This window comes from Bradyrhizobium sp. SZCCT0148 (assembly GCF_018129985.1).
GTDB lineage: Bacteria > Pseudomonadota > Alphaproteobacteria > Rhizobiales > Xanthobacteraceae > Bradyrhizobium > Bradyrhizobium japonicum_H.
On sequence record NZ_JAFCKT010000001.1, the window covers coordinates 694,498 to 718,988 of the forward strand.

At 64.5% G+C, this 24,491-nt stretch carries 24 protein-coding genes; 10 read left to right on the top strand and 14 right to left on the bottom strand.

What is annotated here, in order from left to right; genetic code table 11:
• Positions 1–94: 94 nt before the first annotated feature.
• Together JQ580_RS03300 and JQ580_RS03305 are read left to right on the top strand one after the other, a co-directional pair.
• A complete protein-coding gene (locus JQ580_RS03300; RefSeq protein ID WP_212278289.1) occupies positions 95–715 on the top strand; it encodes a response regulator transcription factor in 621 nt (206 codons plus the stop codon).
• Positions 716–883: 168 nt separating this feature from the next.
• The gene (locus JQ580_RS03305; protein WP_212278290.1) at positions 884–2,554 is read left to right on the top strand and encodes a mucoidy inhibitor MuiA family protein; all 1,671 of its coding nucleotides are present in this window, start codon (positions 884–886) and stop codon (positions 2,552–2,554) included.
• Between the two features lie 62 nt (positions 2,555–2,616).
• On the opposite strand, the gene JQ580_RS03310 is transcribed toward JQ580_RS03305, so the two are convergent.
• Genes JQ580_RS03310 through JQ580_RS33700 form a run of 4 tightly spaced genes read right to left on the bottom strand, consistent with a single transcriptional unit; the run spans position 2,617 to position 5,653 of the window.
• Positions 2,617–3,420: a heme ABC transporter ATP-binding protein gene (locus JQ580_RS03310; protein WP_212278291.1), complete on the bottom strand. Its 804-nt coding sequence runs from the start codon at positions 3,418–3,420 to the stop codon at positions 2,617–2,619.
• Complete coding sequence (locus JQ580_RS03315) at positions 3,417–4,490, bottom strand: FecCD family ABC transporter permease (RefSeq protein ID WP_212278292.1); 1,074 nt, start codon at positions 4,488–4,490, stop codon at positions 3,417–3,419. Before JQ580_RS03315 ends, JQ580_RS03310 begins: the two co-directional genes overlap by 4 nt.
• On the bottom strand, positions 4,487–5,440 hold the full coding sequence (locus JQ580_RS03320) for a heme/hemin ABC transporter substrate-binding protein (RefSeq protein ID WP_212278293.1): 954 nt from the start codon (positions 5,438–5,440) through the stop codon (positions 4,487–4,489). The genes JQ580_RS03315 and JQ580_RS03320 overlap by 4 nt, the downstream gene beginning before the upstream one ends.
• A 6-nt stretch (positions 5,441–5,446) precedes the next feature.
• Positions 5,447–5,653 (bottom strand): hemin uptake protein HemP, encoded by a 207-nt coding sequence (locus JQ580_RS33700; RefSeq protein ID WP_249133906.1) that lies wholly within the window; start codon positions 5,651–5,653, stop codon positions 5,447–5,449.
• A gap of 262 nt (positions 5,654–5,915) precedes the next feature.
• On the opposite strand from JQ580_RS33700, the gene JQ580_RS03330 reads away from it, so the two are divergent.
• Entirely contained in the window at positions 5,916–8,267 is a 2,352-nt protein-coding gene (locus JQ580_RS03330) for a TonB-dependent hemoglobin/transferrin/lactoferrin family receptor (RefSeq protein WP_249133907.1), read from the top strand.
• On the opposite strand, the gene JQ580_RS34070 is transcribed toward JQ580_RS03330, so the two are convergent.
• Complete coding sequence (locus JQ580_RS34070) at positions 8,249–8,374, bottom strand: hypothetical protein (RefSeq protein WP_283813931.1); 126 nt, start codon at positions 8,372–8,374, stop codon at positions 8,249–8,251. The genes JQ580_RS03330 and JQ580_RS34070 overlap by 19 nt on opposite strands.
• Between JQ580_RS34070 and hmuQ the strand changes: the two genes are divergently transcribed.
• From hmuQ to JQ580_RS03355, 5 genes are read left to right on the top strand one after another with little or no spacing between them, the layout of a single operon-like run.
• Positions 8,361–8,693, top strand: coding sequence for a heme-degrading protein HmuQ (hmuQ, locus tag JQ580_RS03335; protein ID WP_212278295.1), 333 nt, complete (start codon positions 8,361–8,363; stop codon positions 8,691–8,693). The genes JQ580_RS34070 and hmuQ overlap by 14 nt on opposite strands.
• A gap of 20 nt (positions 8,694–8,713) precedes the next feature.
• Positions 8,714–9,223: a heme utilization cystosolic carrier protein HutX gene (hutX, locus tag JQ580_RS03340; RefSeq protein WP_212278296.1), complete on the top strand. Its 510-nt coding sequence runs from the start codon at positions 8,714–8,716 to the stop codon at positions 9,221–9,223.
• A 27-nt stretch (positions 9,224–9,250) separates the two neighbouring features.
• On the top strand, positions 9,251–10,027 hold the full coding sequence (gene exbB / locus JQ580_RS03345; protein WP_212278297.1) for a tonB-system energizer ExbB: 777 nt from the start codon (positions 9,251–9,253) through the stop codon (positions 10,025–10,027).
• Positions 10,028–10,030: 3 nt separating this feature from the next.
• Positions 10,031–10,471 carry a TonB system transport protein ExbD gene (gene exbD / locus JQ580_RS03350; protein ID WP_212278298.1) on the top strand — a complete coding sequence of 147 codons (441 nt, stop codon included), beginning with the start codon at positions 10,031–10,033 and terminating at the stop codon, positions 10,469–10,471.
• Positions 10,471–11,301, top strand: a complete 831-nt coding sequence (locus JQ580_RS03355) for a TonB family protein (protein WP_212278299.1) — start codon at positions 10,471–10,473, stop codon at positions 11,299–11,301. Before exbD ends, JQ580_RS03355 begins: the two co-directional genes overlap by 1 nt.
• Before the next feature lie 200 nt (positions 11,302–11,501).
• Here JQ580_RS03355 and JQ580_RS03360 read toward each other — a convergent pair whose 3' ends face one another.
• From JQ580_RS03360 to JQ580_RS03390, 7 genes are all read right to left on the bottom strand, one after another.
• Entirely contained in the window at positions 11,502–12,857 is a 1,356-nt protein-coding gene (locus JQ580_RS03360) for an esterase-like activity of phytase family protein (protein ID WP_212278300.1), read from the bottom strand.
• A gap of 151 nt (positions 12,858–13,008) precedes the next feature.
• Positions 13,009–14,004, bottom strand: coding sequence for an alpha/beta fold hydrolase (locus tag JQ580_RS03365; RefSeq protein WP_249133908.1), 996 nt, complete (start codon positions 14,002–14,004; stop codon positions 13,009–13,011).
• Between the two features lie 159 nt (positions 14,005–14,163).
• Entirely contained in the window at positions 14,164–15,132 is a 969-nt protein-coding gene (locus tag JQ580_RS03370; protein WP_212278302.1) for an MBL fold metallo-hydrolase, read from the bottom strand.
• Positions 15,133–15,259: 127 nt separating this feature from the next.
• Positions 15,260–16,102 (bottom strand): carbohydrate ABC transporter permease, encoded by an 843-nt coding sequence (locus JQ580_RS03375; protein ID WP_249134006.1) that lies wholly within the window; start codon positions 16,100–16,102, stop codon positions 15,260–15,262.
• Between the two features lie 52 nt (positions 16,103–16,154).
• Complete coding sequence (locus JQ580_RS03380) at positions 16,155–17,111, bottom strand: carbohydrate ABC transporter permease (protein ID WP_212278304.1); 957 nt, start codon at positions 17,109–17,111, stop codon at positions 16,155–16,157.
• Between the two features lie 124 nt (positions 17,112–17,235).
• Positions 17,236–18,576, bottom strand: a complete 1,341-nt coding sequence (locus JQ580_RS03385; protein WP_212278305.1) for an ABC transporter substrate-binding protein — start codon at positions 18,574–18,576, stop codon at positions 17,236–17,238.
• Positions 18,577–18,657: 81 nt separating this feature from the next.
• Positions 18,658–19,701, bottom strand: a complete 1,044-nt coding sequence (locus JQ580_RS03390; RefSeq protein WP_212278306.1) for a C-terminal binding protein — start codon at positions 19,699–19,701, stop codon at positions 18,658–18,660.
• 257 nt (positions 19,702–19,958) lie between these two features.
• On the opposite strand from JQ580_RS03390, the gene JQ580_RS03395 reads away from it, so the two are divergent.
• Positions 19,959–21,644 (top strand): methyl-accepting chemotaxis protein, encoded by a 1,686-nt coding sequence (locus JQ580_RS03395; RefSeq protein ID WP_212278307.1) that lies wholly within the window; start codon positions 19,959–19,961, stop codon positions 21,642–21,644.
• Positions 21,645–21,798: 154 nt separating this feature from the next.
• Here JQ580_RS03395 and JQ580_RS03400 read toward each other — a convergent pair whose 3' ends face one another.
• On the bottom strand, positions 21,799–22,776 hold the full coding sequence (locus tag JQ580_RS03400) for a Bug family tripartite tricarboxylate transporter substrate binding protein (protein WP_212278308.1): 978 nt from the start codon (positions 22,774–22,776) through the stop codon (positions 21,799–21,801).
• Positions 22,777–22,997: 221 nt separating this feature from the next.
• Positions 22,998–23,933 carry a DMT family transporter gene (locus JQ580_RS03405; RefSeq protein WP_212278309.1) on the bottom strand — a complete coding sequence of 312 codons (936 nt, stop codon included), beginning with the start codon at positions 23,931–23,933 and terminating at the stop codon, positions 22,998–23,000.
• A gap of 104 nt (positions 23,934–24,037) precedes the next feature.
• Here JQ580_RS03405 and JQ580_RS03410 point away from each other — a divergent pair, with 104 nt between their 5' ends.
• Positions 24,038–24,427: a DUF1330 domain-containing protein gene (locus tag JQ580_RS03410; protein WP_212279183.1), complete on the top strand. Its 390-nt coding sequence runs from the start codon at positions 24,038–24,040 to the stop codon at positions 24,425–24,427.
• Positions 24,428–24,491: the final 64 nt, after the last annotated feature.

Below are 24,491 nucleotides of genomic sequence, written 5' to 3' on the forward strand. Positions count from 1 at the left end.
TGGCGCGAATGCCAGGCTCATGGCGGCGCGGCAGGGCGATGGGGCCCGCCCTCCGTCTCGGACCATTTGACCAAGACATTGCTGGATCGGGATTATGCCGGGGAACATGCTTTCCAAGGGCGAGGTATTCGTCATCGATACCGACGCTGCCTCCCGCGAACAACTTTCGACCGCGCTCCAACAGAGCGCTTATGACGTGATCTGCTTCGCTGACGGTGCCTCGCTCCTGTCCGAAGCAAAGGCGCGGATGCCGGCCTGCGTCCTGATGGAGCTGCCGCCCGATCGCTCCGGCCTCGATATGCTGAGGCGGCTGCGCGAAGAAAACTGCATGGCGCCGGTGCTGGTGACCTCGGCGAATGGCAACATCGCCATGGCGGTCGACGCCATCAAGAGCGGCGCGGCCGACTTCATCGAGAAGCCGTTCCGCACCCACGACATCATCGGCCGGATCAACGCCGCCATCGACGAGTTCGCACAGCCCGGCACGAGCCGGCAGCGCTGGCTGCCCGGCTGCGAGCCCTTGACCGAGCGTGAAGGCGACGTGCTCGAACACCTCGCCGCCGGCCTTACCAACAAGGAGATCGCCCGGCGCATGCATTTGAGCGCGCGGACCGTCGAAGGCTATCGCGCCGGCATCCTGAAGAAGGCCGGGGCCAGGAACGTGACCGATCTGCTCCGCCGCATCTTTGGTCAGGGGACATCGGCCCAAGCCTGAAGCCCGCCGCGGGATTGCGGACGCCGTCCGCGGCCTTGGTGCCGCCGCCGCGGCGCCCCACGGAAACCCCAATCGAACCGGTTCCTTCTCTGCCGCGTCCAACCATGTTGGCGAGGCATTTGATCGCGCGTCCGGCTGGCGGCGCGGCGATACGGCAGGAGGGACTTCATGCGCATCACCGCAAAATATCTGGCGACGACGAGCCTCGTTCTGGTGGCCACGGCATTCGCGTTGCCGTCATGGGCGGCCGATGTGGACGCCACATCGGCGATCGATACCGTCACGGTTTTCCCCGACGGCGCCACCGTCACCCGTGTCATCGCGCTGGACCTTGCCTCCGGCGACTCAACGTTGGTCGCCAGGGACTTTCCGCTCTCGCTCGATCCGTCCTCCCTGCGCGTCGAAGGCGAGGCGGGCGCCAAACTCACCATCGGCACGATCGATGCGCGGCCGCCGCGCGCGGCGCCGCCCGTCAACCTGCCCGAGCTCGACAGGCGCATCGAAGCGTTGAAGGACCAGCGCGCCGATCTGCAAGGGGCGATCGACTCCGCCGCCGCCCGGCGCAAATTCGCGCAGCACTTTGCGGAGGCCTCTCCCGCCGGTCTTGGTGAGAAGGGCGAGGCGCGGCCGATCACCGAATGGCGCGCAGCCTTTGCCGCGGTTGCCGAGGAGATCGCGACCGCCGACACCGCGATTCGCGATGCCACTCGAAAACAACGCGAGATGGACCGCCAGATTGCCCAATTGGAAGCCGAGCGCTCGGCCAAGCCGCCGAGCAAGCTCGAGGTTCGCATCGACGTCGCCTCGGCGGCGGCCACCAAGGCGACGCTGCGGGTGACCTACGCCGTGCGCAATGCGCGCTGGGTGCCGCTTTACGATGCCCGGCTCGACACCGGCGCCAAGGACCGCAAGCCGCAACTCGAGCTGGTCCGCCGTGCCGAGGTCACGCAATCAACCGGCGAGGACTGGTCCAACGTCGCGCTCGGCGTCTCCACCGTCCGAATCGGTCGCGGCGGCAGCGCGCCGGAGCTGAACTCGCTGGTGGCACAATATCCACAACCGCAAAAGCCAACGGCGCTGGGCGCAGCCTCTGAATTGGCACGGCCTGCGCCGGTGATGCGCCAGATGCAATCGCCCGCCATGGCCAAAGTCGCGGACGCGCTCGAGCGCGTCGACGAGCAGCAGGCAGTTGCGGAGATCGGAGACTTCCAGGCCACCTTCAAAGTTCCCGGTCGTGTCAGCCTTGGCGCCGCCGACGGCGCCAAGAGCCTGCGTATCACCTCGATGAACGTGCCTGCCGATCTGGCGGTGCGCGCCGCGCCGGTGATGGACCCGACCGCCTTCCTTGAAGCCAGCTTCAAGCAGACCGACGACACCGCGCTGCTGCCCGGCAAGGTCGCGATCTACCGCGACGGCGTCTACGTCGGTCGCGGCAAGCTCTCGGCTTCCGCCAAGGACGACATCGTGCGGCTCGGTTTCGGCGCCGACGACAAGATCAAGATCGAGCGCGCGGTGCTCAAGCGCAACGAGGGTTCGGCGGGCCTGCTGGTCACGACGTCCAAGACCGACGAGCGCACCTTCAAGACCACCATCCGCAATGGCCACGATTTCCCGATCAAGGTCGCGATCGAGGATCAGCTGCCGGTGAGCGAGAGCGAGGACATCGTCGTCGAGATGTTGCCCGCGACCACGCCGCCCACCGCCAGCAATATCCGCGACAAGCGCGGCGTGCTGGAATGGTCATTCGACGCCAAGCCGGGCGAGGTCAAGGACATCAACTTCGCCTGGCGCGTCCGCTGGCCGAAGGACAAGAGCATAACGATCGTGCCGGCGGGGTAGGGCCAGTCGCGTCACGAGCGAGGTCGGCTCCCTCTCCCGCAAGCGGAGGAGGGAGCTTACCCTCACCGCGGCGGCGGCGCCGCCCGCATCGACTGCGGCAGCACGTACGGCACGCCGTCGTCGGCCTGATGAACCACGGCGTCGATCTCGAAGATGTCGCGAATGGTCGTGCTTGTGATGACGTCCGCGCGCGAACCGTCTGCGGCGAGCTTGCCGCCGGCCAGCATGACCAGCCGGTCGGCGAAGCGGATCGCGAGATTGAGGTCGTGCAGGATCGCGATCACGGCCGTGCCGCAGGCCGCCCGGCGGCGCGCGGCCTCGACCAGGTCGATCTGGTGACGCAGATCCAGGCTCGAGGTCGGCTCGTCCAGCAGCAGAAGTCCCGGACCATGCTCGGCTTCGCCGCAGGCGAGCTGCACCAGCACGCGGGCGAAATGGGCGCGCTGCTGCTCGCCGCCTGACAGCGTCGGCAATTGCCGTTCGCGGAAATGCGTCAGCCCAACCTCGTCGAGGGCAGCGTCGAGGAGCGAGCCTGCTTCACGCCCGCTGCGCTCGCCCGCGCCCATCATCACGATCTCCTCGACGGTGAAGGGGAAGGTGACGTTGATGTGCTGGGACAGCATGGCGCGGCGCGCGGCGAGTTCGCGCGGCGCGTAGCTGCTGATATCGCGCTGTTTGAGGCGAACCGCTCCAGCATTCGGCCGAAGATCGCCGGAGAGTAGCCGCAGCAACGTCGACTTGCCGGCGCCGTTCGGGCCGATGATCGCGACCATCTCGCCGGCCGCAACCGTCAGGCCGACGCCATCGAGCAGCGTCGCGCGGCCGGCGCGCTTGCTCAAATCCCGTGCCTCGATCACCGCACTCATAGCGAGGCGAGCCCGCGCTGCCGCAGCAGGATAAAAAGGAACACCGGCGCGCCGACCGCTGCGGTCAGAATGCCGATCGGCATCTCCGCCGGCGCCACGACGGTCCGCGCCAACGTGTCGGCGCCGACCATCAGGATAGCGCCGAGCACCATGGAGGCCGGCAACAGCAGCCGATGCGCAGGTCCGATGACGAGACGGAGCAGGTGCGGCACGACGATGCCGACGAAGCCGATGACGCCACTGATCGACACCGCGACGCCGGTCATGGCGGAGACCAGGACGATCGCGATCCGCTTGAGACGCTCGACGTCGGTGCCGCCGTGAAAGGCGTCGGCCTCGCCGAGCACCAGGAGATCGAGGCCGCGCGCGATGAAGAAACAGGCGACAAGGCCAATGATGAGGATCGGCGCGAGCACGGCGGCTTTGGTCCAGGTCACGCCGCTCATTGAGCCCAACATCCAGAACGTGATGTCGCGGAGCTGACGATCGTCGGCGACGAAGACCAGAAGTCCGATGCCGGCATTGGCGATTGCAGTGATGGCGACGCCGGCGAGCAGGAAAACCGCGATCGAAGTGCGGCCCGAGCGGCTCGAAATGCCGTAGAGGATCGCGGTCGTGGCCAGCGATCCCGCGAATGCCGCGATCGGCAGGAGTTCGGTCTGGAGGAAGCGTAGCGTCTCGCCGAAGCGCGAATCGGTGAACACGATCGCGCTCGCGGCTGCGAGCGCGCCGCCGCTGGAGACGCCGACCAGCGCGGGATCGGCGAGCGGGTTGCGAAACAGCCCTTGCATGATCGCGCCGGCTGCGGCGAGCAAGCCACCGACCATTGCTGTTGCCGCGATTCGAGGGATGCGGATCGACCACAGCACGAGCTGGTCGCGGGCTGTCATGGCCGTGACTTCGCCCGATAGCCCGAGTGCGGCAGGCAGGCGGGAGAGGGGAATGCCGGCGGCGCCGAAGCCAAGCGCCACGACCGCGGCGACCGCGAGCACCGCGATCAGGAGAGGGATGGCGAGCGATGCGGCCCGCCGTCGTGCGCTGGCGCGTCGTGTGCCGATCGCCACGCTCATTGCCGGCAATCCACCGCCGACAGGGCCGAGGTGAATGCAGCTCCCGGTCCGGCCAACGACGGATAGAGCTTGACCGAGAGATCGCGCGCCGCCGCCGGCGTGCGCGGTCCGAAGCCGAGCAGATAGAGCCCGTCCATGGTGATGAAGCTCTTGTTGGCCGCGACCGGCGTCAGGGCAAAGCCAGGATGGGAGTAGACCGCATCGGCCTGGAGCGAATCCTTGCCGCGCTCGATCGACAGCACGACGTCGGGCTTGGCCGCCACGATCGCCTCGTCTCCAATGGTCTTGTAGCCCTCGTAATCGTCGACGGCGTTGGTGGCGCCGGCGAGCTGGATGATCTCGTCGGCAGCTGTCTTGTGGCCGGCCGCCATGGCCCGCCCGTTCAGGAGCGACATGACGAACATCACCCGTACTGGCTTCGTCACCTTGGCGCGCAACGCGCGGAGCTCCTTGAGATCGGCGCCGACGGCGGTCGCCAGGCACGCGGCCCGCGCGTCGACGCCCATGGCGTGGCCAACCAGTCTTATCCTCTCGATCAGGCCGTCCTCGGAGTAGGTGTCGGGCACCAGCACCAGCGGCACCTTCGCCGTCTCCAGGATGTCCATGGTCTCGCGCGGCCCCGAGCCCTGGATCGCCAGGATGAGGGTGGGGTTGAGGCCCAGCACGCCTTCGGCGGAGATCTGACGCATGTAGCCGACATTGGGTTTGTCGTGCAGCGCCGCTGCTGGATGGAGGCTCGTGGTGTCGATGCCGACGAGCCGGCTCTCCAGCCCGAGCGCATAGATGATCTCGGTGATGGCGCCGCCGATCGAGACCGTACGCGCGACGTCGGTCACGGCGACGTCGCGATTGCGCGCGTCACGCACGGTGATACCGGCGGCGTGCGCGACTGTGGCAAGCGCGATCGTGCTGCAGACCAGGAGGCTTTTGAGGGTGCGGCAAAATGTCATTGCAGGTTACTTCGTCAGGATCAGCTTGTTCTGCGAGGTCAAACGCAAGCGATAGGCATCCTCGCCATGCGCGATGATGATCTCGCGCTCGGCCGCAAACAGTTCGCGACTGTCGATCCGGCTCCCGCGCATGGTGAGCGTTCTCGTTGCCGCAGAACGGCTTGATGCCGGCCCCGCCGCGCTGCCGCCGCCGTCTCCTGATATTGCTGACATGTTGGTGTGATGCGCTTTCAAAACTCTGGAGTGCTGCTCGTTTGTACAGGCGGCATGAAGCGCATTCCAACGGCCGCAATTTACAATCGATATAAATTGCAACCTTGCGACATTGACCGTCAGAGGGTTGCCACGTAACCAACTATGGCGGCGCGGCGACTTGCCCGCGTCTTGAGAAAATCAGCCAGCCAGTCGTTCGCGTTGCGAACGCACGCCAGCCAGAAGACCCAAAAATTAAAGTGAAGTGCAGGCTGGGGCTGATATGGCTGACGGGGCTAGGTATTCGCGCGCCTTGATTTTTGGCGCGTCCGTGGTTTCATTTGCAGCATTGACGACGCAGGGCGGTCTTGCGCAGACCGGATCGCGGCAAGCCGAACGCGCGTCGACGGAACGGCCGAAACAGACCAGGCGCAACCAGGCCAAGCCGCCGGTCGCGCAGCAGGCAACGCCGGAGGTCCTCAACGCCCGGGCCCAGGCCGGTGGCACGGTGCAGGTTCAGGCGCTCGACACCATCACCGCAGCCGCAACGAAGACCAAGGAGCGCGCCATCGACTCGCTCGCGCCCGTCAGCTCCATTTCTCTCGATCAGATCCAGGGAATTCAGCCGAACCGGCTGTCGGGCATCTTCTATGCGGTGCCCGGCGTGTCGTTCCAGGAGCGCGGCGATGATCCCGCGACCGTCATCAACATCCGCGGCCTGCAGGAGTTCGGGCGCGTTGCGGTGGTCGTCGATGGTGCGCGCCAGAACTACCAACGCACCGGCCACAATGCGAGCGGCTCGTTCTTCCTCGATCCCGAACTGGTCGGCGGCGTCGACGTCGTGCGCGGTCCGACCGCGAACATCTACGGCTCCGGCGCGATCGGCGGTCTGGTCTCGTTTCGCACCAAGGACATCGACGACGTGCTGCGTCCCGGCGAGCGCTGGGGTGTCGATCTCTCCGGCTCCTACGGCTCCAACAACAATCGCGGCCTCGGCTCGGTCTTCGGAGGCGTGCGCGCGACCCCGGACGTCGATATCTTCGGTGGCGCGGTCTATCGTACCCAGGGCAATTACAAGGACGGCAACGGCACCGAGATCGGCAACACCGGCAACCAGGTCGAGAGCGGCCTGATGAAGCTCACGGTGCGTCCCGCGCTCGGCCATGAGGTCAAGCTCGGCGCCATATTCCAGGACTATCAATACGATATCGGCCAGTTCAACAGAGGGCCCGTGGCGACGGCAGCCCAACGGGCGCTCTATCAGGGCTCATCGGTCTACGCTTCCGATGCCAAGAACTACACCGGCACGATCACCTGGAATTATGCGCTGCCGAGCGACAACCTGTTCGACTGGCACATGTCGGTCTACGGCAACCGCGTCGACAACGACCAGACCAAGACCTACCACTATTCGACCTCCGGTGCGGCCCTGTGCGGCACCGGCAATTTCGGCAACAACATCTCCGGCTGCGTCGGCGACAAGCGCGGCTATGTCCTCAATACCTACGGCATCGACGCCAACAATACCACGCGGTTCAACGTCGGCGACTGGCGCAACGCCCTCACCGTGGGCTTCGACGCGTTCCAGGACGATGTGATCACGACCGACAGCCGCGGCAATTCCAACATCACCACGCCGAGCGGCATCCGCACCGTGTCAGGCGGATTCCTGCAATTGAAGCAGAACTACAGCACCTGGTTCGAGGCGGTGAGTGCGATCCGATACGATCGCTACGACCTGGAGTCGGGCAAGACCAACGGCAGCGGCGACCGCTTCTCGCCGAAGATCACCCTCGGCGTCACGCCCGTTCCCGGCTTCCAGCCCTATGTGAGCTATGCCGAAGGCTATCGCGCCCCGTCGATCACCGAAACCGTGATCTCCGGCGCGCATGCGACAGGCGGCGGACCGGCCTTCTTCCCCTGTCCCGATGGCACCGTCGGCCTGTTCTGCTTCCTGCCGAACCCGAACCTGCGTCCCGAGGTCGGCAAGAACAAAGAAGTCGGTTTCAATTTGAAGTACGACAACATCTTCTCGGCCTCGGACTCCTTCCGCGGCAAGATCAATCTGTTCCGCAACGACGTCAGCGACTATATCGACCTCGTCGCCTCGGCGCCGGTCGCGGTGCCGCCTTTCGGCTCGTTCAGTCAGTACTATCAGTACCAGAACATCGCGCAGGCCCGCATCCAGGGTTTTGAGGCGGAGACGATGTATGATGCCGGCAGTTGGTTCATCGGTGTCGCCGGCCATTACATCCAGGGCAAGAACGCCGTCACCAATGTCGGGCTCGCTACCATCACCCCGCGCAAGGTCGTCACGACCGGCGGTGTCCGCCTGCTCGATCGCAGTCTGATCCTGACGGCGCAATGGGCCTCGTACGGTGCCAACAATGACGTGCCCGCCGGCTATCTGCCGGCGACCGGCTACGAGCTTGTCAATCTGTACATGACCTACAACGCGACCAAGGACATCGTGTTCACGGCCTCGATCGACAATCTCCTGAACCAGTATTACCGGCCCTACGCCATTCCCGGCAGCTCGACCGACGGCACCACGCAGAACGACGTGCTGTGGTCGAGCCCCGGTCCGGGCAGGGTCTACAAGGCCGGCATGAAGATTCATTTTGGAGGTGCGTAGGCGAGGGCCCGCAACACCGCCAATCCCGCCCGGCCGCGCTGATGCTCCAGCGCGGCTTCGGCACGTTTCGTATAATCAGGAGGAGAGACTTTGATGTTCATCGCCATGAATCGTTTCCAGGTGAAGAAGGGCGCGGAGACCGCGTTCGAAACCGTCTGGGCCACCCGCGAATCCTATCTCGGCAGCATGCCGGGCTTCATCGAGTTTCATCTGCTGAAGGGACCGGAGGCCGAGGACCACACGCTCTATTCGTCGCACACGACCTGGGTCGACAAGGCAGCGTTCGAGGCCTGGACGCGCTCGGAGCAATTTCGTCGCGCCCATGCCCGCGCCGATAATCAGACCGGCGAGAGCCTGTATCTCGGCCATCCCAAATTCGAAGGCTTTGAGGTGATCCAGAGCGAGCGCACGGCCGCGGCGGCCTGAGCGAAGACTAAGGAGAGAACATGCCGAGCACCGATCACGCCGACCTCAAGGCGCACATGGCCGACAATCCCGGCGCGGTGATCGAGGACGTCGCGCGCGAGCGCAACGTTACCCCGCGCAGCGTGATCGAGGCGCTGCCATCCTCCATGGTGCGCATTGGCAGTGGTGAGCACTTCGCCGCCGCCATGCAGGACATCGCTGCGTGGGGCGAGGTCACGTTGATCGTTCACACCTATGATGCGATCTTCGAATTCACCGGCGCCATTCCCGCCGGTGAGATTGGGCGCGGCTATTTCAACCTGATGCAGCCGAAGGGCCTGCACGGCCATCTTCGTCACGAGCGCTGCGCAGGCGTCGCCTTCGTCGAGCGTCCGTTCATGGGGAAGTCGTCGGCCTTCGTCGCGTTCGTGAACACCGATGGCGGCATCATGTTCAAGGTGTTCGTCGGCCGCGACGAGACAAAGGCACTGCGGACGGATCAAATGGAGCGCTTCCGGCAGCTTGCGGGCCGGATCGCGCTCGCGCTGTAGTTCGTTTCAACCCGTCGGGAGATCAGGATGCAGAGCAAGTCCAGGCTTCGGCATGCGATCCTTACAATCGTCCTGCCGCTTGCGCCGACACAGGCCTTGGCGATTGACCAAGCCCTGCTGCCGCGCAATCTGTCGCCCTGGGGCATGTTCGCCGGCGCCGACATGATCGTGAAGACAGTGATGGTCGGGCTCGCCGTCGCCTCGCTGGCGACATGGACGGTATGGCTCGCCAAGACCATCGAGCTGCGTCGCAAGGGCGCGCTCGCCTTGCGGCGGACACGCGCGCTCGAAGGCAACATGACGTTGGCCGAGGCATCTGCGCGGGCCGGTGACGCGCACGACGCCGTCGCCCAGCTGATCCAGTCCTGCGCCAGGGAAGCCGAACTCTCCGGCGGCATCCTCGACGATGGCCTGCAGGAGCGGGTGGCGCTGCGGCTCGAGCGGGTCGAGGCGGCGATGTCCAGGCAGATCGCGCGCGGCACCGGCGTGCTCGCGACCATCGGCGCCACTGCGCCCTTCGTCGGCCTGTTCGGGACCGTCTGGGGCATCATGAACGCCTTCATCGGCATCTCCGAGAGCCACACCACAAGTCTTGCGGTGGTCGCGCCCGGCATCGCGGAGGCGCTGCTTGCCACTGCGCTCGGCCTCGTCGCGGCGATCCCGGCGGTCGTGATCTACAATCACCTCGTCCGCAGCGTCGCCAGCTATCGCGCGCTGCTCGGCGACGCGTCGGCGCAGCTCATGTTGCTGGTCAGCCGCCAGCGCGACCACCGGGAATTCCGTCTGGCACGGGCGGCGGAGTAGGCCATGGGCGCAAAGCTCGGCGCATCGAAGCTCGGCTCGCGCGGCGACCCCAATGATCTCGACGTTACCCATGAGATCAACGTCACGCCGTTCATCGACGTGATGCTGGTGCTGCTGATCATCTTCATGGTGGCGGCCCCTCTCGCCACCGTCGATATCGGCGTCGATCTGCCGGCCACCGCGGCCGAGCCTGCGCCGCGGCCCGACAAGCCGGTTTTCGTCACCGTCAAGCCGGACCTCTCCATCGCGGTCGGCGAAGACATCATCGCCCGCGAGGTGCTCGCCACCTCGCTCGATGCCGCCACCAAGGGCCGCAAGGACGAGCGGATCTATCTGCGCGCCGACAAGGTCGTCCCCTATGGCGACGTGATGGAAGTGATGAACACCTTGCGCAATGCGGGCTATCTCAAGGTCGCCCTCGTCGGCCTCGACGGACGCAGTTGATGAGCGCCAGCGTCTTCGCCCTTCACGAACCGCTTCGAGAGCGCGAAGCCGCGCGCTGGGGCCTCTCGGCGGCGGTGATCGTGTTGTTGCATCTGGCTGCCGCGCTGCTTGCGATGAATTGGATCAGGTCGCAACCGGAGCAGGGCGTCAGTCTGCCGGCAATCATGGTCGACATGGCACCGATGACCTCGGCGCCGCAGTCGACACAGGACGACGTTGCGCCGGGACCGGTGATGCAGGAGGCTGACGCCTCGCCGCCGGAGCCCGTGGAGCAGCAGATGGTCGAGGAGACCGTTGCTCCGACGCCGCCGCAGGAAAAGCCCGATGTCGTGGCGCCGCCGGAGCAGAAGCTTGAGCCGACCCCGGCCAAGCCGGAGCCCGCGAAGATCGTGCCGGTCGAAAAGCCGGCCCTTTTGAAGCCGAAGGTGGTCCGCCGCGAGGCCAAGAGACCGTCCGATGCGACGCCAGCGCCGCGCACCAGCGCAGCCCCGCGCGCCGAGCGCGAAGCGCCGCTGGCATCGGCCCAGAGCGCGGGCGCGGTGGCGTCGGCGGTCTTGTCCTACAATCAACGCGTCCGCGCACATCTTATGCGCTTTCACTCTTACCCAAGCGGTGGCGGCGGTCAGCGTGGCGTTGCCAGGCTGAGCTTTACCCTCAGCCGCAGCGGACAGGTCACGTCCAGCCGCATCGGCGGTTCGTCCGGCGTTCCCGCTTTCGATGCCCAGGCCATGTCGATGATTCGCCAAGCCTCGCCGTTTCCGCCGTTCCCGGACGAGCTCAATAACGGCGCGATGAGCTTTTCGATCCCGGTGGAGTTTACGGTGCGGTGACGTGGGTCCGTTTCCTCAAACTCATCGAGAGTGCGGAAATGGACTCTATCCTCGTCATTGCGAGCGCAGCGAAGCGATCCAGGCTTCCTCCGCGGAAAGATTATGGATTGCTTCGCTGCGCTCGCAATGACGGAGGGTGAGGCGCCGACGTTGGTTCCAATCCTCTCCCCGCAGAGCGGGGAGAGGGAGAGGAGCAGGCCTTATTTCGCCTTCAGGAAGTCCGCGACCTCGAGCAGCATGAACTCGTCGTCGTCGGCTTTGTTGGGATCACGGCTGGAAGAGAACGGCAGATTGTTGTCGTTGCCGACGATGATGTGCGTGTCGTCGACGCGATCCACGTTCTCGATGGTGAAGAACGGGAAGGTGTAGACGCCGTCATTGAGCGGCTTCCTGGCCTTTTTGTCGGGATCCCTGATCTTCATGAGATCGATATAGCCGATCTTGCGCACGGGCTTGCCGACATTGGCGTCGTTGAGCTCGATCTTGTAGATGCGCTTGAACTTGGCGAGATCCGGAAAACAGTTCTCGCCGCGGGTGCCTTGCGGACAGGCTTTGTCGGCCGTGCCTTCGCCATTGTCGCGCTCGATGATGAGGCCGGAGGCTTGGTCGAGCATGTTGAAATCGCCGATGGCGTTGCCGTTCTGCTCGAACACATATTGCCAATAGCGGCCGGTGAACTTCTCGGCGGCGACGTCGAATTCGAGGATGCGGGAGGCTTCCTTGCCGTCGACCTTCTCCCAGTCCTTCTTCTCGGCATCCCACAGCGGCCCCTCGAGGAGGCCGTACAGGAACTTGCCGTCCTTGGAGGAGGCAAAGCCCTCATAGCCCTTGGAGCGGCGGAGGTTGACGTTGGTGTAGGTCGCACCCGGCGCGCCCGGCGTCGCCACCGCCCAATGATCCGGCGAGCGCACCGGCTTGCCGTCGGCAACCGTATCGAACACGCCGAGGATCTTGCCTAATTTGTCGGCCTTGAGGATGTAGGGGCCGAATTCGTCGCCGATCCAGAAGGTGTCGCCAATGATCTGGAAGCCTTCGGTGTCGAAGTCGGAGCCGGTGAGATAGCGCCTCTCGGTGTCCTCGTGGACGATGCGGAACGGGACCTTCTTGTCGGGATCGTGCAGGAAGATCGTTTCCAGCCGCTCGATCTTGCCGCCGGCCCAGTCCATCTTGTAGCGGTTCAGGTACAGCATCGAATCCGGCGAGTTGGCGCGCGCGCCCATGCCGTTGTCGGTGATGACCCAGAAGCTGCCGTCGGGCATGGTCTTGATGCCGGAATGGCCCTGCAGCGGCTGGCCCTTGAACGGCAGCGACACGCCGGTCGCCCGCTCATAGGACTTGCCCATCACGGTGCCGAGCGCGTCGACCCGCTTGCCGGTGGTGTATTTGCCGGAGGTTTTGAGATCGGCAGGGGCATCGGCGGGGGCTTCGATGAAGGTCGCGGCCGGCATTACCACGTGGCCGGCGAGCTTGGCGGGGAATTCACCCTCGCTCTGCGCGAGCGCGGAGCTCGCGGCGAGAATGACCGTTGCGACGGTGCTGAGAAAAGTCGCGCGCATGTGCGTCTCCTGTTGGCGGACGCACGCCTTATGCGGATTGCGTGTTGCAGTATTGTGAAACCGGGCCAAACGCCGCAGCGCTCTTTGGCACTCCCTTGGAATCCGTCGAAGCCGCCGCGTCCGTGGCGACCTCGCGTGATCCGGTCAAAGCTCAGGCAATCTTGCGGGCGAGGAAATCGCGGATCAGGGGCGTGACCTCGTCGAACCTGTCTTCGAGTAGGAAATGCCCGGAGTTGATCAGGTGAAACTCCACCTGGGGCAGGTCGCGCTTGTAGGGATGGGCGCCGTCGGCCGGAAAGATGAAATCGTTCTTGCCCCAGACGATCAGCATCGGCGGCTGGTGCTTGCGGAAATAGGCCTGTACCGCCGGGTACAGCGGCAGATTGGTTCGGTAGTCGTAGAACATGTCGAGCTGGACGTCGTTATTGCCCGGCCGGTCCAGGAGCGCCTGGTCATGGACCCAGTTGTCGGGCGAGATCCGGGCCACGTCCGACATGCCGTCGGTGTACTGGAACTTGGTCGTCTCCAGCGTCAGCAGCTTCATCAATGCCTGACGGCTCGTCGCTGAGCCATCGGCCCAGTATTGCTTGATCGGATTCCAGAACTCCTTCAGTCCTTCGTCGTAGGCGTTGCCGTTCTGGACGATGAGGCCGCTGACGCGTTCGGGATGCTTGAGCGCCAGCCGCCAACCGACGGGAGCACCGTAATCCATGACGTACATCGCATAGCGCTTGACGGCGAGCTGGTCGAGCAGGCCGTCGACGAGCTCGCCGAAGCGGTCGAAGGTGTACTTGAATGATTCCCGCGGCGGCATGTCGCTCTGGCCATAGCCGGGATAATCGGGGGCGATCACATGGTAGCGATCGGCCAGAGCCGGGATGAGGTTGCGGAACATGTGCGAGGAGGTCGGAAAGCCGTGCAGCAGCAGCACAACGGGCGCATCCTTCGGCCCGGCTTCGCGATAGAAGATCTTGATTCCGTCGACCGTTTTGCTCCGATGGTACGTGACCGGATATCCGTCGTCGGTGCCTTGCGGCTTCGCCGACGCAGCCGTCGATACCGCGGCAACGGACATTCCGGACAAGCCGAGAAGGATGTGGCGGCGATCGAGGCCGTTTGATGGGGGCGTTGTCGTCTCGGTGCTCATATCGATCTCCATTGAAGTCGGTGATGACAATTCTTCGGTTGCTGCGCGCTTGGTGTTTCTGGGAAGTTGTCGACGTCAGTCTCGGTGCACGACTCCGCGATCTCCCGACCGCATGGTCGGCGAGGCAAATCGCGGGTCGCGTCGTTGCGGTGGAGCGTCCTACACGCCCTCGTAGACCAGCCTCGTGAAGTAGCCGGGATCGACGAGGAACTGGCCGAATTGCGCGTCGAAGACGGCAGTGGGCTTGGCGGCGACCGCTTCGTCGCGCGTCTTTCCCTGCTTCTTGAGATTGCCGACGTTGTCCCTGATCGCGACAAGCATGTCGCGGAAACCTTGCAGCTCCGCCTTGGTGCTGACCGGCTTGCCGTGGCCGGGGATAATGATGGTATCGCTCTTGGCGACCGCCAGATTGGCGTCGGATGCCGAGATCATGCCGTCGATGCTGCCGCCGGTCGAATAGTCGATGAACGGGTAGATGCCGTTCCAGAAGGTGTCGCCAACGTGCAGGACGTTGGCCTCTTCAAACATGACCGAGACGTCGCTGTCGGTATGTGCCGGCCCGTAGTACTTCAGTGCGATGGATGCGCCGTTGACCTTGAGCTGACGCTCCTTGTCAAAAACCTCGGCCGGCAGCGCGCCGGCGGGAGAGGCGAGGAAATTGTAGTCCCAGTCCTCGACCCGCTGAACGACGGACAGGTGCTTGCGGGTATTTTCGTGCGCGATGATTTTCGCGCCGGCTGCGTGCAGCCACTCATTGCCGTCGGCATGATCGAAGTGCCAATGCGTATTGATCAGATGCGCGACCGGCTCGCTGCCGAGCTCGGCCAGCGCCTTGCTGAGCTGAGGGCGCGAAACGCCGATGCCGGCGTCGACCAGCAGCTTGCCGTCGGGGCCTGTCAGCACCGCGATATTGCCGCCGGATCCTTCCAGCACGCTGATGTTGTTGCGCAGCTTGTGGGTCGTGATCGGGGAGGTCGCAGCACTATCCTTGATCAGGCTGACGATACCGCGGGCCTCGGCATATGCCTGCCTCGGCGTAAGCCATCCCGTCGTGGCGGCGATAGCGCCGCCGACGCAGCACAGGCAAAAGCCTCGCCGGGACATAGAGGGGAGTTTGGGCGATCCCATGGAATCCTCGCTTTCTGGAGCGAGTATCGGTAGCGCCAAACGCTCCCCCGCCGCCGGTGCAGGAGGTAACACCGGAGCAGGGATCCGATCTATCACGATAGCACGATCGCTTGTGCGAAGCGGACAGCTACTCCTTCACCGCGCCGGTCAGCGAGGACACGTAGTAGTCGACAAACAGCGAGTAGAAGATCGCCACCGGCAGCGAGCCTAGCAGCGATCCCGCCATCAGCGCGCCCCATTGATAGACGTCGCCGGTGACCAGCTCCGTCAGGATCGCGACCGGCACGGTCTTGTTGGCGCCGCTCTGGATGAACGCGAGCGCGTAGATGAATTCGTTCCAGGACAGCGTGAAGGAGAAGATGCCGGCCGAGATCAGTCCGGGTACGGCCAGCGGCAGCGTGATCCGGCGCAGGATCTGCAGCCGCGTGGCACCGTCGACCAGCGCGCATTCCTCGAGCTCGTAAGGGATCGACTTGAAATAGCCGATCAGGAGCCAGGTGCAGAACGGCACCAGGAAGGTGGGATAGACCAGGATCAGCGCGAGCGGGGAGTCGAACAGGCCGAACTGCACGATGACGGTGGCCAGCGGAATGAACAGGATCGACGGCGGCACGAGATAGGCCAGATAAATGCCGAGGCCCACATAGGGGCTGCCGCGGAAGCGCAGGCGCTCGATGGCGTAGGCGGCGAGCGTGCTCGCGATCAGGGACAGCGTGGTCGAGCCGATCGCCACCGTCATCGTGGTCCACAGCCAGCGCGGATAGGACGTGTCGAACAGCAGGTGCTTGATGTGGGCGATCGTCGGCGAAGAGATCCAGAACGGGTTGTGCTGCTTGTAATTGAGCAGCTCCGCGTTCGGCTTGAACGAGGTGATCGCCATCCAATAGAACGGAAACAGCAGGATCAGCACGAAGCAGCCGAGCGGCAGGTAGATCATCATCAGCCGCCGCAGCCCGGAATCCCAAGCCATGGTATCTGGTGCCGCTTTCGCGTCGGCCACGGCAGCGGTTTGCGCGACGGTGTCAGTCATTGCTCTCTCCTTGCTGCCATTTCCGGCGGGCCAGGCCGAAATAGGAGAACAGCGTCGCGAAGACCAGAAACGGGATCATCGACACCGCGATCGCCGCGCCTTCGCCGAGCTCGCCGCCGGCAATGCCGCGCTGAAACGCCAGCGTCGCCAGCAGATGGGTCGAGTTGCCGGGGCCGCCGCGGGTGATGGCATAGACCAGCTGGAAATCGGTGAAAGTGAAGATGATCGAGAAGGTCATGACGATGGCGAGGATCGGCATCATCATCGGGAAGGTAATGTAGCGGAAGCGCTGCCAGGCGCTGGCACCATCGAGCATCGCGGCCTCGTAGAGCGAGGGCGAGATGGTCTGCAGGCCGGCGAGCAGCGAGATCGCGACGAAGGGAATGCCGCGCCAGATGTTGGCGGCGATCAGCGAAAAGCGCGCCGGCCAGGCCGAGCCGAGGAAGTCCACATTGCTCGACCGCCAGTGCAGCACGTCGACCAGCAGATAGGAGATGATCGAGAACTGCGGATCGTAGATCCACCAGAACGCCAGCGCCGAGAGTACGGTCGGCACGATCCATGGCAACAGGATGATCGCGCGCAGGATGCTCTTGAACGGAAAATGGTTGTTGAGCAGCAGCGCGAGCCAGAAGCCGAGCGCGAACTTTCCGAAGGTCGCGATGCCAGTATAGACCACGCTGTAGAAGACCGCGTTCCACCACAGGGAATCGGTGAGCAAATACTGGAAATTCTCGAGGCCCACGAACACGCCGCGCCGGCCGATCGTGGTGTCGGTGAAAGCGAGCCAGATACCGAGGCCGAGCGGATAGGTCAGGAACACCGAGAGCAGCCCGATCGCGGGTGCCAGGCACATCACGATCAGGAACGGCTTGTAGTCGAACAGCCGCACCAGCCAGGACGGCTGCCGTTGCGCCAGGGCTTGGGAGGAAAGGGTGGTCACGGACATTCGTGTGTTGTCCTGTTCTGATCTGTCACCACGTCGTCATTGCGAGGAGCGAAGCGACGAGGCAATCCAGACTGTCGCTGCGGGGACGGACTGGATTGCTTCGTTTCGCTCGCAATGACGATCTTTACTTCTGTCGGCGGAAGTACCGCTTGCAGCGTTGCTCGGCTTCCGCGGCCGCGGCCTCCGGGGTTGCGGCGCCTGTCGCAACGGACGATAGCATCTGTATCAGCACGTAATCGGCGGTAACCGCTCCGCTGGCCGTCGAGATCGGTCCCTTGTAACCGCTATAGTAAGTGCTGTTCATGGTGTTCTTGAAGATTGTCACCTTGGGGTCCTGCGACCACACCGCGGCATCGGCATAGGCAGCCAGCGGCTGCGACCAGTAGCCGGAATTGGCGTTGAGCCACGGCTCGTACTGGTCTTTTTCCAGCATGTATTGCAGGAAGGCCTTTGCGGCGTTGGGATACTGGCTGTGCTTGAACACCATGGCGTTGAGCGTGAGCCCGTCCATCGGTGAGACCTTGGCCAGGCCCTTGGGCAGAAGCTGATGCTCGCTGTCGTCGGCGATCGCCTTGGTCGCCGGGTCGTTCTTCAGCGAGAAGTATAGCGAGACGCCGTTGGCGGTCAGCGAGATTTCTTGTGCGGAATAGGCGCGATTGTTTGACACGTCATTCCACGACGGCGTGCCGGCGATGAAGGTCGGGTAGATCTGCTTGACCCAGTTCAGCGCGGCGATCGTCTCCTTGCTGTTGATGACGACGTTGCCTTCCTCGTCGAGCAGGGAGGCGTTGTGCGACCACAGCGTCCAGTTGGCGAAGCCGGTGCCGTCTCCTCTCGCGTTGCCGAGCGCGAAGCCGGCGGGCTTGCCGGCCTTGTGCAGCTTCTGGCACAGGTCGAGGATTCCGGCATGGTCTTCCGGCACCTTGTCGAACCCTACCGATTGCAGGATCGACTTGCGGTAGATCAGGGGCCCCGCGGTCGCACCGAACGGCAGGCCGATCCAGGCGTCGCTTTTGTTCTTCTTGCCGTAGCGCTGCGCCAGCGGCAGCCAGCCGCCATAGCGCTTGCCGACATAATCGGCGACGTCGGTCAATTCGATCAGCTTGTCGATATAGATGTGCGGCGCGTCGGAGAAGCCGATGATGATGTCGGGGCCGGCGCCGGAATTGGCGGTCACTGCGGTCTGCTGGTTGATGTCTTCCCAGCCGACGAAGTCGACCTTGACCTCGACCCCGGTGTCCTTGGTGAACCTTGCCGCATTGGCGCGGAAGACGTCCTCGTCGGCCTGGACGAAACGCACCGGGCGCAGCATGCGCAGGGATGCGCCCTTCTCGATCTCGCGCTTGGGGGCCGGAACGTCGGCCGCCTTGATAGTGGATGTTTGCGCCGCAGCACCGGTGGCGGCGAGCGTTGCAGCGGACAGGCCCAGCGCCAAGGCATCACGACGTGTGATGTCGTTCCTCATCAGTACCTCCCTATGATGTTCCCTTCCCGGCGTTGATCGCCGGTGAAGGGTCGTCCGTTCCGGCGCCTTTACGCCGACCGCCTAGCTGTTCGGCCCGCGATCCATGCTGACGGGTTGCCAGCGGCGGAGCGCGGTGTCTTGCAGCACCGACGGATTGACGCAGCTTACCGGCCACATACCCTGAAGCACCAGTGACAATTCGTAGCCCACCCGCCGCTTGCGCGCTTCGTCAAACCGTGCCGAGGCCGAGGCGACGTGGGCGGTCAGGGTCACGTTCTCCATGCCCAGCAGGGGATTGTTATGGGAGGGCGGCTCCTTCTCCAGCACGTCGAGGGCGGCGTGCGCGATCCAGCCCTCCTGCAGCGCCTTGATCAGGCTCTCCTCGTCCACGGTGGCGCCGCGCCCGGTGTTGATGAAGATCGAGCCCTTCTTCATCTGCCGAAAGTGCTTCTCGGTCAGCATGTGATGCACCTCGGGCCTTGCCGGGGCATGCATCGAGACGAAGTCGGATTGCGACAGCACCTCGTTCAGCGTCGCCGGAATCACGCCGTGGTCCCACATCAGCGTCTCCTGGATGAAAGGATCGTAGGCCACCATGCGCAGGCCGAACGGCGCCGCGCGCTTCGCAACTGCACGCGCGACGCGGCCGAACGAGACGAAGCCGAGCGTCTGGCCCATCAGCCTGGGGACTTTGAGCAGCGCCGGCCGGCCCTCGGCCCAGCGGCCGCTGCGGACCATGCGATCCTGCTCGACCAGGCGGCGGAAGCCGGCGAGCAGCAGCATCATGGCGTGATCGGCGACCTCTTCGATAAAGGTGTCGGGTATGTTGGTGACGGGAATGCCGCGGGCGGTGGCGGCCTTGACGTCCACGCTGTCGACGCCGACAGAGCCGAGCGTGATGACCTTGCAGGTCTCCAGAGCGTCAATGATGGTCTTGGTGATCGGGATGCCCTTGGCATAGATGGCGTCCGCGGTCCTTGCGGCGGCGATGAACCCGGCCTCGTCGGCGGGGGCTTCGATGATCTCGGCGTCGATCGGATCGAGCGCCTCGCGCTCATAGGAATAGTCGCTGCCCGCGACGGTGAAGCTCGCGCCCTTCGGCGTCACCACCCTGTATTTCGGCATTTCCTCGCTCCCGATTTGGGTTGTCGGTTCTTGTTGTGACCCGCCTCGACGCCGGGCCTTTGCGTCTTCTACGCGAAATCGGAGCGGTTGCGTACAATCATGGGTTGCCGCCGCTTCGATAAATTGCCGATTTGGGCCGCTGCTTCCGGGCTTCTACGGAGGCACGTAAGTAACTTGCTAAGGCTCTCTCCCTAAAGATTGTTGCGATTTTGATCGATCCGTCGCGTGCCCCTGTCCCATTATTGCCGGAGCCAATCGTGAAATTGAGCAATCTGAAGATCGCCCCGAAGCTCGGCATTCTCGTCGGCGTCACCCTGTTCGGCCTCTGCATCTCCGGCGTCCTCGCCGGCTATCTGATGAAGCAGGAGATGGTGAATGCCCGCATCGATCAGGCCAAGGCCATCGTCGAGCTGGCACGCAACTATGCGGGCGCTCTGAAGAAGCGCGTCGATGCCGGCGAGCTGACGAAGGACGCGGCCATGGCCGAGCTTCGACGCTACGGCAATTCGATGACCTATGACAACGGCGCGGGCTATCTGTTCGGTACGTCCTACGACGGCATCACCCAGCTAGCGCCCGATCCCAAGCAGATCGGCGCCAACCGCATGGACGTCGTGACCAACGGCCGCAAACTGTCGGTCGAGCTGATGGACGGCGTGAAGGCCAATGGGTCGATCCTGCTGTACTATGAATATGTGAAGCCCGGCCAGCCGACGCCTATCCGCAAGATCGGCTACGCGATGGCGGTGCCCGGCTTCGACATGTATCTCGGCACCGGCGCCTATCTCGACGACATCGACGCCAAGATGGGCCCGGTCTACTGGTTGCTCGGCCTGGCCATGCTCGGCATCTTCATCGTCGCCGGCAGCGTCGCCTGGCTGATCGGCCGCGGCATCAGCCGCCCGCTGGCGCTGCTCGGCGCCCGCATGAAGGATCTCGCCGAGGGCAAGCTCGAAGGCGACATTCCGGGCGTCGGCCGCGGCGACGAGGTCGGTGCGATGGCCGCCACGGTGCAGATCTTCAAGGACAATGCGGTTCGCATCCGCGACCTCGAAAAGACAGAGGCCGATGCAAAGGAGCGCATCGCGGCGGAGCGCCGCAGCGCTATGGAGGGCATCGCCAACGACTTCGAGCGCAGTGTCAACGGCATCGTCCGCTCGGTCTCCTCGGCCGCGGCTGGCATGCAGACGACGGCGCAGTCGATGACCGCGACCGCCAGCGACGCCTCTTCGCGCGCGGCGACGGTCGGTGCCGCCTCGCAAAAGGCCTCCGGCAATGTCGGCACGGTCGCGGCGGCCGCCGAAGAGCTGTCAAGCTCGGTTGCAGAAATCTCCCGCCAGGTCACCCGCTCGACCGAGGTCGCGAGCCGCGCCGTCAGCGACGCCGAGCGTACCAATGCCACGGTGCAGGTGCTTTCGACCGGCGCCGAGAAGATCGGCGAGGTCGTCAAGCTGATCCATTCGATCGCCGCGCAGACCAATCTGCTCGCGCTCAACGCCACGATCGAAGCAGCACGCGCCGGTGAATCCGGCCGCGGCTTCGCGGTCGTCGCCTCCGAAGTCAAGGCGCTCGCCAACCAGACCGCCAAGGCGACCGAGGAGATCTCCGCGCAGGTCGCGGCGATGCAGACCTCGACCAGCGACGCGGTCACGGCCATCTCCGGCATCACCCAGACCATCGCCGAGATGAGCGAGATCACCGCCGGCATTTCCGCGTCGATCGAGCAGCAGGGTGAAGCGACCCGCGAGATCGCCCGCAACATTCAGTCGGTTGCGGCCGGATCGAACGAGATCAACGCCAATATCGGCAGCGTCACTTCGGCTGCGGAAGCGACCGGCACGGCGGCAACCGACGTGCTCACGAATGCTCGCGAGCTGGATAGCCAGTCCGGCGCGCTGCGCAGTGCAGTGGACAGCTTCCTTGCCAAGGTGCGCGCGGCGTAGGGCTTTCGCGCAAGCCGATCTCGATCCAAAACGTCGTCATGCCCGGGCTTGTCCCGGGCATCCACGTTCTTGGGCACCGCACGTACGGATAGACGTGGTTGGCCGGGACAAGCCCGGCCATGACGGAGAATGCGGCCTACGCTTTCGCGCGCCCCTACTGCTTCTCGATCTTCGCGTTGGTGATCAGCTTCTCCCACAGCACCAGCTGCTCGTTGACGAACTTGCCGAGATCTTCCGGCGTGCCCGAGAACGCGTCCATGCCGAGGGTGGCGAGCTGGGCCTTGATCTCCGGCTTCTCGACGATCTTCCGGATCTCGGCATTGAGTCGGGTCACGATCTCCTTGGGCATGCCGGCGGGACCGAAATAGCCCTGCCAGGACGAGATGTCGAAATCCGGCACGCCGGCCTCCTGCATCGAGGGCAGGTTCGGCACCAGTGGCGAGCGGTCCTTGGTGGTGACGGCGAGCGCGCGCAGCGCGTTGCCGTTGACGTGCGGCAGGCCGGTGAGAATGTCCACGAACATCATCGAGACGCGACCGCCCATGACGTCGTTGAGCGCCGGCGGCGAACTCTTGTAGGGCACGTGCAGCAGGTCGAGCCCGGCATTGTGCGCAAAGGTCGCACCGGAGACGATCGCGGAGGACGATCCTGAGGCGTAGCTCAGCTTGCCCGGATTGGCTTTGCCGTAGGCAACGAGTTCGCCGACGGTCTTGGCCGGCACTTCCGGATTGACGACCAGCATGAAGGGTAAATCGCCGGTGCGCGCAATCGGGGTGAAGTCCTTCACCGGATCGTAAGTGAGGCTCTTGAGCAGGTAGGGATTGGCCGAATGCGTGGTGTTGGTGGTCACCAGCAGCGTGTAGCCGTCGGGGGCGGCCTTGGCGACATAGCTTGCGGCGAGCATGCCGTTGGCGCCGGCCTTGTTCTCGATGACGATGCCGACGCCGAGCGCCTGCGACAGGTGCTGCGAGATCAGCCGCGTCGTGGTGTCGGTGCCGCTGCCGGCCGCGAACGGCAGCACCAGCGTGATGTTTCGGCTCGGATAATTGTCGGCCCTCGCCGCCGATGCGGCGGCAAGACCCAATGCGACCGTGGCGGCCGTACCCAGCTTTCGAATCAGCCCTGACATCATCTTTGATCGTTCCCTCTTTTTGGTTGGCGGGGAACCTAGCGTCTCCTCGTCGAAATCGGAAGCCGGGAGTTTATCGACCGCTCGCGTGCCCCGGACGCAGCGCAGCGCTCCTTCAGCGGTGCGCTGCAGAGCCGGGGCACGCGCTTTGGCACGCTGGGTTCCGGCGATGCATCCATCTTATCCGGGACACAGATATCTTTCCGTACGTCCGTCGTGCGGAATTACTTCACCGCCGAACCCTGGCGTGAGGCGATCACCACGCCGGCGAGCACCAGCGCGTAGCCGATCAAATGGAATAGCTGCAGCTTTTCGCCGAGCAGCAGGATCGCCATCGCCGAGCCGAACACCGGCACGAGATGGAAGAACGGCGCGGCGCGGTTCGGGCCGATCAGCGCGACGCCGCGGTTGAAGAACAGATAAGCCAGCGTCGAGGGAAAGATCAGGATGTAGCCCAGCGTCGCCAGCGTGATCCCGTCGAACTGCAGCACGCGGCCGCTTGCCGCCTCCCAGATCGCGGCGGGGATCAGCATCGTCGCGCCGCAGCAGGTGGTGAAGGACAGGAACGACAGTTGGTGGATCTTGGGCCGGCGCGGGATGAAGGCCGAGTAGATCCCGAATGCCACCAGCGAGGAGGCGAACATGAGGTCGCCCCTATTGAAGCTGATGCTTGCGAGCGCGGCGAGATCGCCGCGCAGGATGATGATCAGCACGCCGAGAAGCGAGATCGCGATGCCGGCGAACTGGGCACCCGTCAGCCGCACCCCGAACAGCACCAGCGACCACAGCGCTACGAACAGGGGACCGGCCGACTGGATCAGCAGCGCGTTCAGCGCCTCCGTATACTGCATCGCCCAATAGGAGATCGCATTGTTGAAGGCGAAGCCCACCAGCGACAGGAACAGCATCAGCGGCAGGCTGTTGCGCAGGGCAGGCCAGTCGCGCTTGAGATGCGGCCAGGCGAACGGCAACAGGATCAGGAAAACGCCGAACCAGCGGATCGTGGTCACCGTCAGCGGCGGCACATGCGCACCGACATGGCGCGCGAGCACGATGTTGCCGGCCCAGAACAGCGAGCTCAGGCTGAGCAGCAAATAAGGCTGGTTGTTGAGCCAGCCGGCCGGACTGGAGGCGGGTGGCGCGGGTGAAGCGGTCGTCATTGGCGTTGGATACGAGCTTGCCCAGATCGGCATCGTGGCACAAGTCACGCGGCCGCAATGCTACAATGCAGGCAAACCCTGAGGAGGCGACTTTGCCGGTGAATATGTTGAACATCGCGGGGCTGGAAGGGTTCGATCCCCAGGCGCCGGTGGTGATGTTGAACCTGATGCGATTCCACGCCCGCTCGCGCGACGGGAACGGATCCGGCTGGGACGCCTATTTGCGCTACAGCGCCGTCACCGTGCCGATGATCAAGGCGCGCGGCGGCACCTTGCTCTGGACCGGCGAGGCCAAGGGCGTCGCGCTGGGACCGCACGCCGGCAACGACTGGGATTTCGTCGCGCTGGTCCATTACCCCACCGTCGCGGCTTTTTTGGACATGATGACATCGGAGGCCTACGAGACGCAGGCCGATCCGCATCGCCTCAACGGCTGCGCCGAGCACGTCATCATCGCGACGCGCGAGGCCTACAGCAAGTTCAGCGCCGGCTGACACGGCCGGCCGGCCCCGCCAGCCTATCACCGAGCCGCGTGTTGCAGCCGGGTTCTGCAACCTC

Excerpts from the sequence above, each read along its gene's own strand:
- JQ580_RS03300 (WP_212278289.1), top strand. The coding sequence starts at position 95 with ATGCCGGGGAACATGCTTTCCAAGGGCGAGGTATTCGTCATCGATACC.
- JQ580_RS03305 (WP_212278290.1), top strand. The coding sequence starts at position 884 with ATGCGCATCACCGCAAAATATCTGGCGACGACGAGCCTCGTTCTGGTG.
- JQ580_RS03310 (WP_212278291.1), bottom strand. The coding sequence starts at position 3,420 with ATGAGTGCGGTGATCGAGGCACGGGATTTGAGCAAGCGCGCCGGCCGC.
- JQ580_RS03315 (WP_212278292.1), bottom strand. The coding sequence starts at position 4,490 with ATGAGCGTGGCGATCGGCACACGACGCGCCAGCGCACGACGGCGGGCC.
- JQ580_RS03320 (WP_212278293.1), bottom strand. The coding sequence starts at position 5,440 with ATGACATTTTGCCGCACCCTCAAAAGCCTCCTGGTCTGCAGCACGATC.
- JQ580_RS33700 (WP_249133906.1), bottom strand. The coding sequence starts at position 5,653 with ATGTCAGCAATATCAGGAGACGGCGGCGGCAGCGCGGCGGGGCCGGCA.
- JQ580_RS03330 (WP_249133907.1), top strand. The coding sequence starts at position 5,916 with ATGGCTGACGGGGCTAGGTATTCGCGCGCCTTGATTTTTGGCGCGTCC.
- hmuQ (WP_212278295.1), top strand. The coding sequence starts at position 8,361 with ATGTTCATCGCCATGAATCGTTTCCAGGTGAAGAAGGGCGCGGAGACC.
- JQ580_RS34070 (WP_283813931.1), bottom strand. The coding sequence starts at position 8,374 with ATGGCGATGAACATCAAAGTCTCTCCTCCTGATTATACGAAACGTGCC.
- hutX (WP_212278296.1), top strand. The coding sequence starts at position 8,714 with ATGCCGAGCACCGATCACGCCGACCTCAAGGCGCACATGGCCGACAAT.
- exbB (WP_212278297.1), top strand. The coding sequence starts at position 9,251 with ATGCAGAGCAAGTCCAGGCTTCGGCATGCGATCCTTACAATCGTCCTG.
- exbD (WP_212278298.1), top strand. The coding sequence starts at position 10,031 with ATGGGCGCAAAGCTCGGCGCATCGAAGCTCGGCTCGCGCGGCGACCCC.
- JQ580_RS03355 (WP_212278299.1), top strand. The coding sequence starts at position 10,471 with ATGAGCGCCAGCGTCTTCGCCCTTCACGAACCGCTTCGAGAGCGCGAA.
- JQ580_RS03360 (WP_212278300.1), bottom strand. The coding sequence starts at position 12,857 with ATGCGCGCGACTTTTCTCAGCACCGTCGCAACGGTCATTCTCGCCGCG.
- JQ580_RS03365 (WP_249133908.1), bottom strand. The coding sequence starts at position 14,004 with ATGAGCACCGAGACGACAACGCCCCCATCAAACGGCCTCGATCGCCGC.
- JQ580_RS03370 (WP_212278302.1), bottom strand. The coding sequence starts at position 15,132 with ATGGGATCGCCCAAACTCCCCTCTATGTCCCGGCGAGGCTTTTGCCTG.
- JQ580_RS03375 (WP_249134006.1), bottom strand. The coding sequence starts at position 16,102 with ATGGCTTGGGATTCCGGGCTGCGGCGGCTGATGATGATCTACCTGCCG.
- JQ580_RS03380 (WP_212278304.1), bottom strand. The coding sequence starts at position 17,111 with ATGTCCGTGACCACCCTTTCCTCCCAAGCCCTGGCGCAACGGCAGCCG.
- JQ580_RS03385 (WP_212278305.1), bottom strand. The coding sequence starts at position 18,576 with ATGAGGAACGACATCACACGTCGTGATGCCTTGGCGCTGGGCCTGTCC.
- JQ580_RS03390 (WP_212278306.1), bottom strand. The coding sequence starts at position 19,701 with ATGCCGAAATACAGGGTGGTGACGCCGAAGGGCGCGAGCTTCACCGTC.
- JQ580_RS03400 (WP_212278308.1), bottom strand. The coding sequence starts at position 22,776 with ATGATGTCAGGGCTGATTCGAAAGCTGGGTACGGCCGCCACGGTCGCA.
- JQ580_RS03405 (WP_212278309.1), bottom strand. The coding sequence starts at position 23,933 with ATGACGACCGCTTCACCCGCGCCACCCGCCTCCAGTCCGGCCGGCTGG.
- JQ580_RS03410 (WP_212279183.1), top strand. The coding sequence starts at position 24,038 with ATGTTGAACATCGCGGGGCTGGAAGGGTTCGATCCCCAGGCGCCGGTG.